Genomic DNA, 17222 nt, shown 5'->3' on the forward strand with positions numbered 1-17222 from the left:
TTTAATTTAGAAAGAGGAAAACAAATGAAAATTTTAATATTTGGATCTGGTGTTATTGGAAGTATATATGGATACATACTTAAGGAAGCTGGATTCGATATAACTCATTATGTACGATCTAATACGCTAAGGGAAATAGAAAAGGGGATTTCTTTAAATCTATTAGATACACGGAAACGAAAAAAGAGTAATATATCTAAAACATATTTAATGAAAACTGTAGAAGACTTACCTTCTTTTGATAACTTTGATTTAGTAATAGTTAGTGTAAGACACTATCAACTAGATTCTGTATTACCATTACTTTCTAAAAAAATTGGAAGAGCGGATATCTTATTTTTTAATCATTTATGGACTGATTTTGAAACTATAAATAGATATATTCCTAAGGAAAAGTATTTGTGGGGATTCCCTAGTGCGGGTGGAGGATTTGTTGAAAATAATAATTTAAATGGTGTGATAATGAATCAGATTTCATTAGGGGAAGTAACAGGTGAATTGACACCAAGATTAGAGAAAATGAAAAGTATTTTTAAAAAGGCAAATATTGAGGTTAAATGTCAAAAAAACATGCAACATTGGCTCTGGAAACAATTTGCACTTAATGCAGGTATAAGTAGTATGATTGCGAAGTCAGGAGGGGCCGATAAATTTTTAAATAACTTATCAAATTTACATCAAGGTGTTTTATGTATACGTGAAAACTTAACTATCTGTAAACTTAGAGGAATAGAAATAAAAGAGTTCGGAGATGCAAAAGCATTCTTTTTACCTTCCTGGTTAGCAACCTTTGGATTATGGGTTATGATGAAAAAGGATATAGCACAAAGAACTATTTTTCAACTTTACAATGGAGCAGATGAAATAAAAAAGATTTATTCTCATGTAATGGAAAAGGGGAACGAGTTAAATATTAATATGCCTCAAATGAGCTCATTAAAAAAATATATAGATCATGTCGAGGATATTTATCGTTAATAGGCGATAAAAAAGGAGATTACTGAACATGGAGAAAGAATTTAGTAATGTAGATTCAAGCGCAATTCTTGGAGAATTTCCAACTTGTGGGCAGGATTGGGCTAATCATATAGCTGGATTTTATACTGCGGATACACAGTTAAAAGTAGTATTGGAAATGGACGGAAGAATACAGGCGGATAAAATGATTAAAGCTGTGAGACAATCAATTGATGTGGAATCTATCTTAGGATGTTATTTACAAGAAACTGATAGAGACCCAATATGGAAGAGATTTGAACACATTGATGATATGAAATGGTGTTTAGTAGAAGAATGTAAGGATAAGGATTTGGCTCTAAAGAAATTCTTTTCCTCTTTACTTTCTCCGAGTTCAAGACAACTTCAAGCTTATATTTTTCAAACCAATATTAATGATATTCTATGTCTAACATTTAACCATTCATGTACAGACGTTTCTGGTATAAAAGGTTATTTGCATATTTTGTCTAACATTTATAGACAATTATGTAGTAATATAGATTACTATCCCGAATTAAAAAATAATACCAATAGAAGCATTGATCAAATATTTCAAAACCTAGGAATTACAGATCTTAAGAAAGCCTGGAATTCAAAACAAGACAATTCAAAAGCTAACTGGGCTTTTCCATTTACTAATGAAGGTAGACATAAACAACTAGTCTCTATTAGGAAAATTCTTAAAGATGAATTTGAAGAGATCCTTTCTTATATTAAAAGTAATAATGCTACTGTTAATGATTTTATGATGACTGCTTACTATAGAACATTATATAGTCTTATTAAACCTAAAACTTTAGAACCGAAGGAAATTACAACAACAGTTGATTTACGCCGATATCTTCATTCACATAACACAGCAGCTATTTGTAGTAATATGTCTGTAAAAATCAATTCAGTACTCGATTGGATAGAGGGAGAGTCATTTACGACTACCTTAAAACGTGTATCTACCATGATGAAGAAACTTAAACAAGATAATCCAGGAATAAATAGTGCGATTGCAATGGAACTCATCAGAGATATGGGATACAAGAATGTTAAGTCTTTTTTTGGAAATACCAGTAAACTAGCTGTAAAAAGTAGAAAGTCCTCCCCTTTATTAACAAATATGGGTGTTATTGCGGATTACCCGTTTTGTATTGGAGAGACTGCTGTGAAAGATGCCTATATTGTTTCACCAGCAGGGTACGCCCCTAATTTTATACTTGGATTTAGTAGTTATAATAATAATCTAACAATGACGGTGCATTACTTTGAACCAGAGACTAGTTCAAAAGATGTTGATTCCTTTTTTGATTTATTAATAAACGAAATAAGAGTTTTTCAATTATCATCATAATGTTAAAAAAATACTAAGTTATTAAATATCCTAATACAATGGCACTTCTAACACCAATGGAAGCAAATGGTGCTAGAAGTGCCATTGTGACGAGGAACTATTAGTGCAAAAATTTTTAAAAACATAAACTGAATAGAGTAGAAGCCCTTCTCATATGTATGTTAGAGCGTGTTAGAAATTAATTCAATTAGAGAAGTCCAGATATTACGCTGATTGGACAAAGAAGCACTGAATAATAGTACTATCATTGGATTGGTAGATTGATAGTTGGAGTTGCCTCTAAGAGCGTAAATTCAGAGAATACTTTTATGAAAAAAAAGGAGAAGTTCCTAATTTCTTCCTAACTATTGACTAATAAAGAGGTGGAAACATGGCAGAAACAGAAAGTATATGGACTTAATTAAATGTATTTTAGAATGAAGGGGGATGATTTCATCTCCATTTTGGAAAATATCGCAGACGAAAAAGGATATTGAGATGAGTTTACGTGGTTTGTCTTTGCAAGGAGCTATGCTGAATGGGAAGATGAATACTTTGGAGAAGAAGGAGTTTGCTTTTACATCGCTTCTCTATCTGTAAAACAAGACATCGAATCCATTCTAAATTACAATGAATTTTATTGGAAAATGTTGTTAGTTATCTGGAAAAATTTCCTTCTAACCGAGATAAAGTAGAAGATCTGTTGGAGGAGATTAGAAGTAAGTACAATATTTTTATCTTATGAAAGTTTGGGACATACTTGTATATGAAGAAGCTAGAAACAAATGATAAGAGCACCTATGAAATAGGCAAGGTTTTTGTCCCAACATCCTTATTTTAATAGGAATTGTCGATTAAACTGCACTGCTTATTTTTCATATGATTGAATAAGTCTTGTAAGCGCATTTGTACTATATTTAGTTATATAGACATATAACCGTTTTAAAATGATATTCCCTTTAAAGGATTTATTATCTGTAAAAAAACAAAAAAGTTAGTAACCACTATTCCTATCATTAATACTTTACCTTCGTTTTTTCCCTTGTTAATTATACGTACATGCTGTTGTAAAAGCCTCTATACTCATTAGCAGCTACACACTCCTTTCAATTAACGATGAACAATCTAATAGTTTCGTTCTAAGACAATGTTATAGGCTTATTTACACATCGTGCAATCGGTATTAAAGAACCAAAAAAAGGGATTTTGCCCCAATTCCACTTCTTCATTTGGTATAATATGGACAAATTACATACATTTGGGAACTTTAAGTGAAAAAGAAATTAGTAACATCACTAGTATTAGCATCTGGCTTAATTCTTGCTGCTTGTGGCAAGCTCAAGAGCAGGAATGAAAAGACAAGCAGAATATGCCCAGTTTGGCGGTCAGTATATGACTATCTTTAAAGAATCGTTCCCGCTTTTTATTCCATATTTATTCCAGAACCCAAACTAGCATAATGTCCATTCTAGCGCATAGACAAAAGCAGCTGTTATTTATGACATTATGAAACAAGTAGGAAGCTCAGAATCCATCGTGACGTGCGAAACGGATGGTAACACGCAAAAGGTACTCGATTTGGTCCGGTATATCTTAGACGCTTAATTATAATTGGTTGAGCACCGTAAAATTATAAAAACGGTGCTTGTCCCCTAAATTTTGGCAGGTGAATCGTTGTTACATGTAGAATAACTGTAAATTGAAAAGTTTTTGACGATGATTATATAGGGAGAATAATAGATAAAAACTAAATTATTATGGAAAAAAACTTGATGAAGAACTTCTTAGTGATTAAACATGACACGTTTTCAGACTTTTTCCATTCGGTTATAAAGGCAGAATCACTAGACGATGCCTCTACTAAATTCATAGCCTCTAATGATTATGAAGCTTCAATGGCATATTCCGTCTATCCTCTAGTAAACTATACATTTAATGAAAATTATAGGGTATCAGTTCCAGAAAACACACCTAGCAGTTTTGTCTTTACTGTACAAACAGGTAATGATGAACATTATAAGCAAGATGGCATTACTAATCGAGCTTAAAACATAGACCTTAGCCAAACGGAATGGCTTCTCATCATATTAGTACTTTTGCAATGGTAAGATTGCTAATAATTATTTTAAGCATACACAAAGGTTGTCTAACTTAGGTAGAACTATAGATTCTTTAGCTTAGGTTAGTTGATAATTTCCAACCAATTCCCTATTTAAACACCCCTTCATCTTTTTTACAATAAAAGGATATGGGATATACTGGCCATTTATTAACTAAAGGACCTATTATCCGTGTAAAAGAGAGGCGAAAAAATGAAAGTTTTAGATGCATCTAGTTTACGTGATACAATGAAAGGAAGGGCTAAGCACTATAAAGAGCTGCGCACACAGTTTACACAGCTGCACAAAGCCTTCCAGGAGATTGTTCATTTAGATGATTTTGAAGGAAAAGGTGCCGAAGCAATTAAAGGTTTTTATCAGGGCCAGCTGGAAGTAGTAGAAGCATGGCAGCGGCTGATTGACAGACAGATTGCATTCTTTGAAGGAGTAAGCTCAAGGTTAGAAGATAAAGACTTAGGTGGCCATTCTCGTGTGGAAACATCTTTTTTAGAAGAGGAGCTTGCATATAAAGAACGTCAGGCAGACGAAATGATTAGTGAACAACGAAGAGCGCTGGAGCAAATTTTTAGAGACATTGATGATCTAGTGTCTTTAACGCCTTATTCCCGTTCCCAGTTTGACGATCTGATGATGGATGTAAGAAAAAAACGGACCAAAACGATCGATGCAGTTGGGGAAGTCGACCAAGAGTTAAAAGATGAATACCTCTCTTCAGAAGGAGAAGAGCACTATGTTCAAGCTCTTTTCCAATCTTTAATGGAAGCAACAAGACAAGGCAGCAGTATTTCACCCATCCATTTTGATGCAGAAGCCTATCAATCGAGTGATGCATATCAGTCCATGGTAGAAGCAAAGACACAAACTAACAGCTACCTCTCCTATAAAAAGGAAGAGAAAGAAGCAAGGGAAATAGCAAACCGCCCATGGTATGAAGACCTATGGGAGGGTACCAAAACCTTCGCCGGCGAATTAACTGGTTATTATGACTATATACGAGCTAAAGACGGAGTCGACCCCGTTACAGGTGTAAAGCTGACGGAAGGACAACGAGTAGCAGCTGGCGCAATGGCAGCCGCAGGCTTTATTCCAATTGTCGGATGGGCAGGAAGAGCCCTTAAAGGTGGTAAAGGCATCTATTCAGCAACGAAAGCGATTCATACAGCTGATCATGCGCTTGACGCTTATAAAAATGTCCGCACCTTCACGAAACTAGAACAAACAGAAATGGGCATATATGGCCTTATTTCAGCAAATGGACTATCGGAATATATAACAGGAAAAGATATGTTCGGCAACAAGCTCACTAATGAACAGCGCCAAGCAAGTATTACCCAAAGCATGATTGGAGCAATACCATTTGTCCCATATGCCCCTAGCATGATAAAAGAAGGCGTTCGAATTAGTGAAATACCAGTCAATAAAACATACCAGCTAGTGCAAACTGGATTAAGCAAAAGCCAATTAAAATATAAAGGATTCCTGACAAATATATATCAATCTAACAGCCAACTCTCTCCACTTGGTCCAAGTTTGGCTATGTTTAAGTCAGACAATGTAAACAATAACGTAAAGCAAGTTTCCAATCACTCCGTTAAAAGCACCAGCAGAGTAAACACCACTAAGAAAACCGCTGGCAAAACAGAAGTGAAGTATGACTTCAGTCAATACGAGAAAAAGCTCGTAGGCAATACATGGGTCCTCAGCAAAAACGATCGCACAGATCAAGATGCAGCCAAAGCAAGCCTAGCATATAATGAGGCTATAAAAAAGGGAGAAATCAAGTTAGACAACGAGCCTGATTCAGATATTTACCTAGAACAAATCCAAGCAGCAAAAGACGGATACAATCTCTGGACTGGAGAAGAGTTATCGAAGCTAGAATCTAATTCGATTATCTTTAGCAGTTTAATTGGGAGTGTTTATGGTTTTAGAGGTGGGAAGATTACTAGTAGGTCGATTAAGGTTTCTAAGGGTGATTTGAGGAAGATAAAAGAGAAGGTAAAGGGAAATAAGGCTAATACTAAAATTACTAAGGGTACGGTTAATAATAGTAAGCCAGTCAGCGGAGCTAAATCAATTATCACACCTGAAATGAAGGAAAAAATCCTTTTGGGACAGAGAAAGAACCCTAATAAAAATGAAATTATTGGGGGACATTCATCAAACATTAATAATAGCCATTCTAACTATGCTACAGAATCTATTAAAATCAACCCTGATGGTACAAAAGATATCAAATATATAACTCAATTTCCTGATGGGAAACTTTCGAAAATAAAAAATAGTACAATATTTCCTGAAGGTTGGAGTGATATTAAAATCTTAGATAGTATAACTGATATTGGTAATTCTCCTCCAATAAGTATTAGAGGTAGAGATGGAGCAACTTTCCATAGGGGGATTGTTGATGGTGTAGAAATTGATGTTATTAAAATAGGTGATACGGTAGTTAGCGGCTACCCAACAGGACAAATTAATGCTCCATTACCAGGTGGTTTTAGTAAATAGAGGAGGAAAGTGAATGTACGAAAAAGTAGATGAAGTATTATCTGAAAATAGCGCAGATAATTATTTTTATGACGATGAATTTATGTATGTGCAAGAATTGATGAGTGAGTTTACTAATATTGATTGGGAGAATTTAATTCGAGGATTAAAAGATAAAGATGATAAATATAAAATTAGATTAGCCTACTGTATAGATGAAGATAACGGAGTATATGGATTTAATTTATTATTAGATTTACTTAATGAGAGTGATGAAGTAGCTGAATATGCAATAGATTCTTTACGTTCTTTTGATGGTGAAGAGTATAAAAAAATAATTGCTTCTAATAAGCAAATAAAGGACAAAGTAGAGAAATTACTAAAAAATGCTAGTTTACCTATTGAAAGGATTTTAGTAGCATTTTTACAACAAAACAAATTATAAAAATTCGTAAATATTATTAAACTTAAAAAATGTACAAAATCACTTGATTTCCTATAATTTGGGGTGAATTGTAGCTTTATGGTGAAATGTCTCAAATCTTGTGAAAGCTAAAAAGTCATACTATATTATTGAAAAATTAGATGATTATATAGTGAAATTAATTGATAAGCATTATGAAAAAATAGACATAGGTGACTAGTATCTGAGTCAATAAATCTTAATACAATTCTTAAACCTTGATTGGCTAAATGCCTTTCAAGGTTTTTACTTTAATTTATATTAAATCAGCTAATATTTGAGTGAGACAATAAGAAGATGATTTGTTTGAGAATCGAGAGCTCATGATTACCAAAGAAAATTAAAAGAAAGCAAAACAAAGGGCCAAGCATTGGTTTGTATCATGAGAAGGATTGTGAACATTGTTTAGCATGATGAAGCAGTAAACAGCCTATAAATTGCCGTGCACGAGAAAGAAGTAGTTTGATAGGGTGGTAAAATGGCAAAATTTTTTATATTTAGCTTTTAAGATTACAACAAAGGGTACGGATTAATCCGGGCCAGACAATATCGATTACATGCTACATACAAGGAAGTTCTTAAAGTTACTGAGTCAGCTAATCAAAACAAGATAAACTTATATTGGATGTGAGTGCAGTTCAAAATTCAACTGATTTTCATTATTTGTTAAAAAAGAATCTTGATTTACCCGATTTTTATGGAATGAATTGGGATGCATTTTGGGATGCAATTACTGGACTAATTGAATTACCTGAAACTTTGATTTTTGAGGGATGGAGCAACGTTGAAGAGAGGCTACCAAAAGATTCTAAAATCTTCATTAACCTCTTATATGATTTTAACGAACAAAATCCACATTGGAAATGTAAAGTCGTTTATAAATAATATTTTAAAACCTTGATTGGCTAAATGCTTTTCAAGGTTTTTTACTTTAGTTTAGATTAAATTGGCTAATATTTGGATGAGACAATAAGAAAATGGTTAGTTTGAGAATCGAGAGCTTATGTTGGTGGTACCATCAAGGAGTCTTATTTAATACTGGCTAGAAATAATGGTAGAGGAATTATCCATACCTTCGTTGATACCTATATAAAATAATAAATAAGTAAGCAAGAACCATTCTAATAACAATTCGTAATAATTGTTCGTATAATACATATTAACGCTTCATAGATTTCTAATTATAAACGGCTAAAACCTGTGATACATAAGGTTTAGCAGTTTTCTTTTTATACCATATTTAAGGTTAAGAAGGATTAACGCTTATTTAGGGGTTAACGCTTATTTACTGCGTGAAACCTGTATATTTTAGAGATAAGTGTTTGTTTATTGAGGGAGTTTTGTTTGCTAACCATAAAAATAACCCCTACAAATGTTAGGAACTAACCAAATAAACCAATTATTATCTTCAATATATTTTCAAATACCGTTTGGGTTATTTCTATTTGTTTTCATATTTTGCTATAAAAAAGACTCTATAATAAACTAAACTCTTGCAGCAAAGTGCTTTTATTGTTAAATTATTATTAGATAATTTTAGTTAATTTAACTAAAAATAAAAAGGTGATAAATATGGTAACATTAAAGGACATAGCGAGACTTTCCAATGTATCAACTGCAACTGTTTCAAGGATTATTAATAATGACCCTACTCTATCGGTAACAGAGGAAACGAGAAGTAGAGTTATTAGTATAGTTAACGAATTAGATTATAAACCGTTAAGGAAGAAGAGTTCAAAACTAGTAAAGCAAGCTGATGAATTTCATATTGGTCTTATTATGTTAAATGATGAAAATATTGATCCGTATTTTTATTCTATTCGGAATGGGATAGAAAATAGCTGTCAGCAGTATGGCTTAACAATTGTTTCAACTATGATGGTAGGTAAAAATAATATCTCATCTGAAAGTTTAAATGGGTTGGATGGACTGATTGTCATAGGTGATATTGAAATTGACGATCTAAGGAAAATTTATAATAAAAATAATAATATTGTTGCAGTAGATTATCTACCCTTAGATACAAATGTTGATGTTGTTATCTCTGATTTTGAGGGTGCAACCAATCAAGTAATGGAGTTTTTATTTTCACTTGGCCATACCGATATAGTTTATTTAGGCGGTAAAGGTAATGTATATGAATTAGTAGAAACAAAGATAAGGAAAAAAGAGGATATTCGTAAAATTACTTTTGAAAAAAACATGAAAGGAAAAAACTTGTATAACCCTGCTAAAGTCTTAGAAGGTGATTGGGGGACTACAAGTGGATATAATTTAACAAAACAACTAATTGAAAGTAAACTTCTTGGAAGTGCCATTGTAGTGGGGAGCGATCCAATGGCGATTGGAGTACTCCGAGCTTTGCATGAAGCTGATATCGTAGTACCTGATTCAGTTTCTGTTTTTAGTTTTGATGATATTGAGGCTGCTGCATTTATGAATCCTCCTCTTTCTTCTGTTAGAGTACAAGGGGATGAAATGGGGAAAACGGCTGTGAAATTGCTTTTCGATCGAATAAAAGGAAGGGAAATACCATTAAAGGTTATTCTTCCTGCACAATTAATCTATCGAGATAGTGTTGGTGAATGTATTAAATAATTATCTTTAATCTTAATATATATAATGGGTAATATCCTATATAATTTGAGCAGTGTGGTACTACTATAGTATTTATAGAGACAGGAAGGACTTTAGCGACAAAGTCCTTCCTGTTTTTTCATTTATACACAATCAATTCAACAATATAATGTTTCGAAAAATAAGTAATCATTTAACTAATATTTATCAAATTATTATAAAAATAAAAAATATATTGTACGTAAGCGCTTTTTTTGGTAAATTATAAATACGATACTTTACTTAAATTAACTAGTTAACTTAAGTAAAGTGAAAATTTTTCGTATTGTATTTTGGCAAAAGAATAACTTTTAAAGGATTTTGCTGAAAGGGATGTTTTCTATTAAATGAAACCGTTACCAACAATATGGAAATACCAATGGTAAACTTAACGTAATTTTACTAAAAATGTGGAGGGGTTCTAATGAAGAAAACAATCTCATTACTAACGGCAGGGGCATTATCAATCTCATTACTTGCAGGATGTGGTGGAAAAAATGCAAATGGGCAAGATGGAAAGGTTGAAATTGAATTTTTTCATTATAAGCGTGAAGGTATGGAAACGTTTGATAAATTGATTGAGAAATTCGAAAAAGAAAATCCAAATATCGATGTGGAACAAACTAGTCCACCAGAAGCTACTACTGTTTTACGTACAAGAGTATCAAAATCAGATATTCCAGATGTTATGGGAATTGGGGGAGATATAACTTATAAAGATCTATCTGAAACAGGTGTATTCACAGATGTATCAAAAGATAAAAATCTTGAGAACATTCAGCAGGCATATATACAAATGCTAAAAGATGTATCTAACGAGGAAAAAGTTTATGGAATTCCTTATGCAGCTAATGCTGTTGGAGTTATCTATAATAAATCAATTTTTAAGGAGTTGAACCTGGAGATACCAGAAACATGGGATGATTTCATTGCTGTAGCCAAGAAGGTACAGGATTCAGGGCAAATTCCTTTCTATCATACATATAAGGATTCTTGGACCATTTTATCGGCATTTAATGCTCTTGCTGCTAACACTCAGGGAGAAGACTTCTATACTCAGTTAAATAAAGGGAAAATTCTTGCAGGAGAAAGATATAAAGAGGCAGCTGAGAAAATAGTTGATTTAGCTAATTATGGTCACAATAACCAACAGGGTGTTGGTTATAATGATGGGAATACTGCGTTTGCCAATGGAGAGGCTGCTATGTATTTACAAGGTATCTGGGCAATTCCCGAAATAAAGAAAGCTAACCAAAACATTGATTTAGGAGTATTTCCATTTCCAGCAACAAATAATCCAGATGAGACAAAGTTAGTATCTGGTGTAGACTTAATGCTTGCTACGTCAGCATCATCAAAACACCCTGAAGAAGCACAAAAATTTATTGAATTCCTTCTGAAAGAAGAAAATGCCAAGCAATATATTGGTGAACAGAATGCGTTTTCAGCACTTGAAGGAATAACTCAGGATGACCCAACTGTTGCTGAACTAAAAGATAGCTTTGAAAAAGGAGCATTAGCAGACTTTCCGGATCACTACATTCCAAATGGAGTAGCACCTGATAAAACATTACAGACATTGGTAATGGATAAAGATGTAGATGCTTTTCTTGATAAGATACAAAAAGATTGGAAAAAAGTTCAAAATCGTCAGTAGTTTTTTAATAGGGGACTGTCTTTAAGAAGCTATTACTATATATGTTTAATAAAAATGTAATAGCTTATGGGACAGTTCCAACCTTTAAAAAGGAGTGCAACTTTAATGAAAAATAATGAATCGATGGTTGGAAAACTACAAACTTCTACGCCAAACTCTAAACCAGTGATAATTCGTAAGAAGAAAATAAATTCGAGAATGATTACTTTTTATTTAATGGTTATACCTGCAGCCTTGCTTTTCTTTGCTTTTCATACTCTTCCGGCATTAAAGGGGATTTATTATTCATTCACTAATTGGAACGGAATTGCGCTGGATTATGATTTTGTAGGTTTTAAAAACTATATTAACTTATTTAAAGATCAGGCAATTCTAGATTCATATGGGTTTACCTTTAAATTTGCTGTTGTAGGTGCTATTCTTATCAATTTATTCAGTCTAGTTCTAGCAGTTGGATTGAATGCAAAAATTAAAGGTAAAAACTTTTTTAGAGCGGTTTATTTTTTACCGAATATATTAAGTGTATTAATCGTCGGATTTATTTTCAATTTTTTCTTTACTAGTATTCTTCCAGACATCGGAGAAAAATATGGGATTGGGTTTCTAACCCAAAATATACTTGGAAATGCTGATCTTGCTTGGATTGGTATATTGCTTGTTTTTTTATGGCAATCATGTGCTTTTAATATCATTTTGTATTTATCAGGTCTGCAAACTGTGCCAACGGAATTATATGAAGCTTCAAGTCTAGATGGTGCAAATAGATGGCAGCAATTTTGGAAAGTAACGTTTCCGGTAATTGCACCGTTCTTTACGATTAATATGGTGTTATCAATGAAAAATTCACTGATGGTTTTTGATCAGATAGTAGCAATGACAAATGGAGGCCCTGGTTACTCAACCACTTCTATTGCCTTGTTAATCTATAATGGAGGATTTAGCGGCGGGGAGTTTGCCTATCAATCTGCAAACGCTGTAATTTACTTCATTGTCATCATGGCCATTTCTGTGTTCCAGCTTAAAGTACTACAAAAAAGGGAGATGAATATGTAATGAACCAACGTGTGAACTGGCCTATAACAATTCTAATTGCTTTAGGATCGTTAATAATACTTTTCCCATTGTATATTACCATCTCTATTGCGTTAAAAAGTCCGCAGGAATTAGCAGAGTCGGCATTATCGTTTCCTCTTAATTTTCATTGGGACAACTTTACAAGAGCAATTGAAGCAACCAACTTCTTTGCTGCTTTCAAAAATAGTGCACTAATCACTTTCTTTACCTTAGTATTTACTATTCTATCTAATTCACTTGTAGCTTATGCGATTGCTAGGAATATGCATAGAAAGCTTTTTAGAATGTTATATTACTACTTTGTTAGTGCTTTATTTATCCCATTTCCAATTATCATGTTACCTATTGTGAAACAAACCTCTGCAATTGGATTAAATAATCCTATTGGTTTAACTATTCTGTATGTGGTTTATGGTATGGCAATGAATATCTTCATTTATGTCGGATACATCCGTTCTATTCCTGTAGAGTTAGAGGAGGCAGCCATAATGGATGGAAGTAGTACATGGGGAGTATTTTGGAAGGTCATCTTTCCTCTTTTAACACCAATTAACGCAACAATCGGTATTTTGACTTGTTTATGGGCATGGAATGATTTCTTGCTTCCTTTAGTAATTTTGAGCGATTCGGCAGATTACACGCTTCCACTAGTACAGTACGTGTTCCAGACTGAATTTGGTACAGACTATAATTTGGCCTTCGCATCCTATATTTTATCCATGGCTCCAATGGTAATTATCTACTTATTTGCTCAGAGATGGATTATTGGTGGAGTTGTCAAGGGTGCCATTAAATAATTAAACATTAAACATCCAACGCTATCCTATCTAAAATTTTTAGAAGAAAAGTAGTTGCGTATAATAGAGCATTGGAGTTGTGAAAAATGGGGATTTATTATCAAGCATCAGAAAGAACATTTCATTTAAAAGCAAAGGATACAAGTTATGTAATAGGTATCCTACGTGATGGTTACCTTGTGCATTATTATTGGGGGAAAGGGATAGCGAAATATAATTTCGCAAACTATCTTCAATATCAAGACAGGGGTTTTTCCGGTAATCCATATGAGCACAGAAATGACAGAGTATTCTCTTTAGATACGTTACCGCAAGAATATCCACAGTATGGGAACTCTGATTTCCGTAAGCCAGCTTATCAAATTCAATTGGAGAATGGATCAACGATATCAGATTTAAGATATATTTCACATAAGATTTTTAAAGGTAAGCCTAAACTTAATGGGCTGCCCTCAACATATGTTGAAAAAGATAATGAAGCAGAAACACTTGAGATTACAATGGAAGACTCAATAATAGGATTAAAAGTTATATTGTGCTATACCGTTTTCGAACATCTTAACGTAATAACACGTTCTGTACGCTTCGATAATAAGGGAAATGAGTCGGTTACATTGCTTAGTGCCCAGAGTGTTTGTGTTGATTTTAGAAATGCAGATTTCGACTTCTTGCATCTCCACGGTGCACATGTAAAAGAAAGACATATTGAGCGCAAACCGTTGCGGCATGGAATTCAATCTATTGAAAGCACAAGAGGTGCAAGCAGCCATCAGCATAATCCGTTTATTGCACTTCTGAAAAAAGATACTACTGAAGATAGCGGTGAAGTGTTTGCCTTTAACTTCGTGTATAGCGGGAATTTCTTGGCACAAGCAGAGGTAGATCAGTTTAGTAATACACGAGTAACAATGGGGATTAATCCATTTGATTTTCGCTGGAAATTAGAAGGGGGAGAAAGTTTCCAAACGCCTGAAGTAGTTATGGTATATTCATCTGAAGGTATTGGGGAGATGTCAAGAACGTTTCATGAATTGTACCGTAACCGCTTAGTGCGAGGATTATACAGAGATAAGGAGCGACCTATTCTAATAAATAACTGGGAAGCAACATATTTTGACTTCAATTCGCAAAAAATTCTTGAAATTGCTGAAACAGGGCGTAAATTAGGGATAGAATTATTTGTACTTGATGATGGATGGTATGGAAAGCGGGATAATGATAATTCGTCCTTGGGAGATTGGTTCGTTGATCAGAAAAAGCTACCAAATGGATTGGATCAACTTGCACATAGTGTTAAGGATATGGGGATGGAATTTGGTCTCTGGGTTGAACCAGAAATGATTTCTGCTGACAGTGAATTGTATCGACAGCATCCAGATTGGTGCCTACATGTTCCAAATCGAAGTAGGTCTGAAAGTCGCAATCAACTTATACTAGACTTTTCTAGAGAAGATGTTTGTGATGAAATAACGAAACGGATTAGTGATATTCTATCAAGTGCGCCGATTTCCTATGTTAAATGGGATATGAATCGTCATATGACAGAAATTGGTTCTGCTATATTACCAGCTGAGAGGCAAAGAGAAACAGCACACCGTTATATGCTTGGTCTTTATAAAGTCATGGAAAGTATTGTTTCGGATTTTCCGCACATTCTGTTTGAAAGCTGTTCTGGAGGAGGTGGGAGATTTGATCCTGGTATGTTGTATTATATGCCACAGACCTGGACAAGCGACAATACAGATGCTATATCACGTTTGAAGATTCAATATGGCACAAGTCTCGTGTATCCAATTGTTTCAATGGGTGCTCATGTCTCTGCAGTTCCAAACCATCAGGTACATCGCTATACTTCGTTAGAAATGCGTGGAAACGTGGCTATGTCAGGTAATTTAGGCTACGAACTAAATTTGGTAAAACTCTCAAACGAAGAAAAAGAAATGGTTAAAGAGCAGGTGTCAGAATATAAAGAAATTCGTCAATTAATCCAATTTGGTGATTTTTACCGCTTGCAAAGCCCGTTCGAAGGCAATGAAACGTCTTGGTTGTTTACAACGAAAGATAAAACTGAAATTATAGTCTTCTATTTCCGAGTATTAGCTGAACCAGCTGCTCCTTTTACCTTTATAAAGTTAAAAGGAATTGACCCATTTAAGCAATACCAGGTTGTGGGAACAGATAAAGTGTATGGTGGAGACGAGCTTACTTACGCTGGAATTAGTATCCCAGCTGAAATAAAAGGAGATTTCCAAAGTTATGTTTTTAGATTAAAAGAGAGTAAATCCTAAAAAGAGTAAATCTGCTATTACAACGTAATAACCCAGAAGGGTGAAAATCAAGAAAACGTGATGGGAATCGATAAAACATCATTTCCATCATTTTTTTTAGTATGTGTTTTAAATCATTTATTTTATAAGATGGTGGAGGAGATGTAATTGAAAAAACTAAATAAGAGTTATTGGCTTTTCGGAACATTCTTTTTATTATATTTCTTTATTTGGGCTGCATGTACAATGTTTTTATCATTGTGGCTTACCAACATAGGTGGTTTAAGTTCAACAGAAACAGGAATTATATTTTCAGCTATTTCTATATCCGCTATTTGTTACCAGCCCTTTTTTGGAATAATTTCAGATAAGTTAGGTTTGAGAAAGAACTTACTATGGTTTTTTGTTGGATTACTAGTCTTTATTGGGCCATTTTTTGTTTATATACTTCCTGTTCTACTAAAAACAAATATTATTTTGGCGGCTATAATTGGTGGCGCTTACCTGGGCGCTGTTTTTAATGGCGGTGTAGGTGCTATTGAAGCATACATTGAAAGAGTAAGTCACCTAAATAACTTTGAATATGGACGTGTAAGGGTATTTGGTAACATAGGTGCGGCAATTAGTTCTTTTGTTACAGGCCATTTATTTACCTCTAATCCAGACTTGATTTTTTGGATTAGTAGTATGGCAGCTGTTTTATTAGCGATTGTTTTAAGTTTTGCAAAATTAGATAATAATCTCCAAAAAGGTACTAGAAACATTGAATCGCAGGTACCAAAGGGTTCAACCATTGCTTTATTTAAAAATAAAAAATTTTGGTTTTTTGTACTATACGTTTTGGGGGTAGGGTGTATTTATGATGTGTATGATCAACAATTCCCGGTATATTTTACTCACTTCTTTGCAACAGCAGAAAAGGGTACTGAGGTGTTTGGGAATCTTGTAACCCTTCAAATTTTTCTTGAAGCTATTGTTATGATACTAGCTCCATTTATTATTAATAAATTTGGGGCGAAGAAGGCTCTTATTTATGCTGGGTTTGTTATGTCATTCAGAATTTTAGGGTCCGGCATTGCGGACGGCCCTATCTTCATTAGTTTATTAAAATTAATGCATGCCATTGAGGTACCCATTTTATTAGTAGCTGTATTTAAATTTATTTCAGCAAATTTTGATATGAGATTGTCGGCTACCATTTATTTAATCGGATTTCAGTTTTCAAAGCAAGTTGGTTCGATCTTTTTATCGACTATCGCTGGTAATATGTATGATACAGTCGGTTTTAAGAGTGCATATTTGTTACTAGGTAGCATTGCTCTGATCTTTACAATTTTGTCTATGTTTACATTACCAAATAAAACTTCCATAAAAAGTTTAAGAGTAGAAAATATCATCTGAAGTTGATAGTTCAACTGCAC

Annotated in this window: 13 protein-coding genes; all 13 read left to right on the forward strand. The window is 33.7% G+C overall.

All coding sequences use genetic code 11. The annotated features are described in order from the left end of the window. The first annotated feature begins 24 nt into the window (after positions 1-24). The 13 genes from NQZ71_RS25040 to NQZ71_RS25100 all read left to right on the forward strand — a co-directional run bounded on the left by NQZ71_RS25040 (position 25) and on the right by NQZ71_RS25100 (position 17202). On the forward strand, positions 25-978 hold the full coding sequence (locus NQZ71_RS25040; RefSeq protein ID WP_317011998.1) for a ketopantoate reductase family protein: 954 nt from the start codon (positions 25-27) through the stop codon (positions 976-978). A 28-nt stretch (positions 979-1006) separates the two neighbouring features. Continuing rightward, positions 1007-2341: a hypothetical protein gene (locus NQZ71_RS25045; protein WP_317011999.1), complete on the forward strand. Its 1335-nt coding sequence runs from the start codon at positions 1007-1009 to the stop codon at positions 2339-2341. A 1250-nt stretch (positions 2342-3591) separates the two neighbouring features. Continuing rightward, positions 3592-3726, forward strand: coding sequence for a hypothetical protein (locus tag NQZ71_RS25050; protein WP_317012000.1), 135 nt, complete (start codon positions 3592-3594; stop codon positions 3724-3726). Positions 3727-4092: 366 nt separating this feature from the next. Continuing rightward, entirely contained in the window at positions 4093-4368 is a 276-nt protein-coding gene (locus tag NQZ71_RS25055; protein WP_317012001.1) for a hypothetical protein, read from the forward strand. A 264-nt stretch (positions 4369-4632) separates the two neighbouring features. Continuing rightward, positions 4633-6948, forward strand: a complete 2316-nt coding sequence (locus NQZ71_RS25060; RefSeq protein WP_317012002.1) for a T7SS effector LXG polymorphic toxin — start codon at positions 4633-4635, stop codon at positions 6946-6948. Positions 6949-6961: 13 nt separating this feature from the next. Beyond that, positions 6962-7372 (forward strand): hypothetical protein, encoded by a 411-nt coding sequence (locus NQZ71_RS25065; protein WP_275008725.1) that lies wholly within the window; start codon positions 6962-6964, stop codon positions 7370-7372. Positions 7373-8017: 645 nt separating this feature from the next. Further along, on the forward strand, positions 8018-8275 hold the full coding sequence (locus NQZ71_RS25070) for a barstar family protein (protein WP_275008726.1): 258 nt from the start codon (positions 8018-8020) through the stop codon (positions 8273-8275). Between the two features lie 687 nt (positions 8276-8962). Continuing rightward, positions 8963-9988: a LacI family DNA-binding transcriptional regulator gene (locus NQZ71_RS25075; RefSeq protein ID WP_317012003.1), complete on the forward strand. Its 1026-nt coding sequence runs from the start codon at positions 8963-8965 to the stop codon at positions 9986-9988. A 442-nt stretch (positions 9989-10430) separates the two neighbouring features. Then, positions 10431-11663, forward strand: a complete 1233-nt coding sequence (locus tag NQZ71_RS25080) for an ABC transporter substrate-binding protein (protein WP_317012004.1) — start codon at positions 10431-10433, stop codon at positions 11661-11663. A 186-nt stretch (positions 11664-11849) separates the two neighbouring features. Beyond that, positions 11850-12716: a carbohydrate ABC transporter permease gene (locus NQZ71_RS25085; protein WP_260054470.1), complete on the forward strand. Its 867-nt coding sequence runs from the start codon at positions 11850-11852 to the stop codon at positions 12714-12716. Continuing rightward, the gene (locus NQZ71_RS25090; protein ID WP_317012005.1) at positions 12716-13534 is read left to right on the forward strand and encodes a carbohydrate ABC transporter permease; all 819 of its coding nucleotides are present in this window, start codon (positions 12716-12718) and stop codon (positions 13532-13534) included. The genes NQZ71_RS25085 and NQZ71_RS25090 overlap by 1 nt, the downstream gene beginning before the upstream one ends. Before the next feature lie 86 nt (positions 13535-13620). Further along, positions 13621-15822 (forward strand): alpha-galactosidase, encoded by a 2202-nt coding sequence (locus tag NQZ71_RS25095; protein WP_317012006.1) that lies wholly within the window; start codon positions 13621-13623, stop codon positions 15820-15822. Positions 15823-15969: 147 nt separating this feature from the next. Next, positions 15970-17202 carry an MFS transporter gene (locus NQZ71_RS25100; protein WP_317012007.1) on the forward strand — a complete coding sequence of 411 codons (1233 nt, stop codon included), beginning with the start codon at positions 15970-15972 and terminating at the stop codon, positions 17200-17202. Positions 17203-17222: the final 20 nt, after the last annotated feature.

Source organism: Niallia taxi, assembly GCF_032818155.1.
Taxonomy (GTDB): domain Bacteria; phylum Bacillota; class Bacilli; order Bacillales; family Cytobacillaceae; genus Niallia; species Niallia taxi_A.

Bases quoted from the DNA above. Each gene is read 5' to 3' on its own strand.
- NQZ71_RS25040 (WP_317011998.1), top strand. From the start codon at position 25: ATGAAAATTTTAATATTTGGATCTGGTGTTATTGGAAGTATATATGGA.
- NQZ71_RS25045 (WP_317011999.1), top strand. From the start codon at position 1,007: ATGGAGAAAGAATTTAGTAATGTAGATTCAAGCGCAATTCTTGGAGAA.
- NQZ71_RS25055 (WP_317012001.1), top strand. From the start codon at position 4,093: ATGAAGAACTTCTTAGTGATTAAACATGACACGTTTTCAGACTTTTTC.
- NQZ71_RS25060 (WP_317012002.1), top strand. From the start codon at position 4,633: ATGAAAGTTTTAGATGCATCTAGTTTACGTGATACAATGAAAGGAAGG.
- NQZ71_RS25065 (WP_275008725.1), top strand. From the start codon at position 6,962: ATGTACGAAAAAGTAGATGAAGTATTATCTGAAAATAGCGCAGATAAT.
- NQZ71_RS25075 (WP_317012003.1), top strand. From the start codon at position 8,963: ATGGTAACATTAAAGGACATAGCGAGACTTTCCAATGTATCAACTGCA.
- NQZ71_RS25080 (WP_317012004.1), top strand. From the start codon at position 10,431: ATGAAGAAAACAATCTCATTACTAACGGCAGGGGCATTATCAATCTCA.
- NQZ71_RS25090 (WP_317012005.1), top strand. From the start codon at position 12,716: ATGAACCAACGTGTGAACTGGCCTATAACAATTCTAATTGCTTTAGGA.
- NQZ71_RS25095 (WP_317012006.1), top strand. From the start codon at position 13,621: ATGGGGATTTATTATCAAGCATCAGAAAGAACATTTCATTTAAAAGCA.